1 pseudogene is annotated in these 634 nt (G+C 64.2%); it reads left to right on the top strand.

What is annotated here, in order from left to right:
• Nucleotides 1-634, top strand: a pseudogene (locus tag DVS29_RS09250) (UxaA family hydrolase); the annotation flags it as partial.

Below are 634 nucleotides of genomic sequence, written 5' to 3' on the forward strand. Positions count from 1 at the left end.
TGGCATCGAGGAAGGCTGGACCAAGCGCGTCGTCGACGGTATCGCGGCGACCGGCAAGCCGGTGATGGGCTTCGGCATCGAACTGCATGGCGACCATGACACGATCATGCGCGCATCGAAAGCGGCGAAAGAGATGGTGCAGTACGCCACGTCGCTGCAACGCGAGGAGTGCCCGATCAGCGATCTGTGGGTCTCCACCAAGTGCGGCGAGTCGGATACCACGTCGGGCTGCGGCGCGAATCCGACCGTCGGCAATGCGTTCGACAAACTCTACGGGCTCGGCACCACGCTCGTGTTCGGCGAGACGTCAGAGCTGACGGGCGGCGAGCAGATCGTTGCAGCGCGCTGCGCGAACGACGGCGTGCGCGAACGTTTCCAGTTCATGTTCGACCGCTACCAGGACATGATCAACCGCTGGAAGACCGACGACCTGTCCGAGTCGCAGCCGACGAAGGGCAACATCGCGGGCGGCCTCACCACGATCGAGGAAAAGGCGCTCGGCAACATCCAGAAGATCGGCAAGAAGTGCATGGTGGACGGCGTGCTCGACAAGGCCGAAATGCCGACGCATCCGGGCCTGTGGTTCATGGACTCGTCGTCGGCGGCGGCGGAGATGGTGACGCTGTGCGCGGCT

It is taken from the genome of Paraburkholderia phosphatilytica, assembly GCF_003443895.1.
Taxonomy (GTDB): Bacteria; Pseudomonadota; Gammaproteobacteria; order Burkholderiales; family Burkholderiaceae; genus Paraburkholderia; species Paraburkholderia phosphatilytica.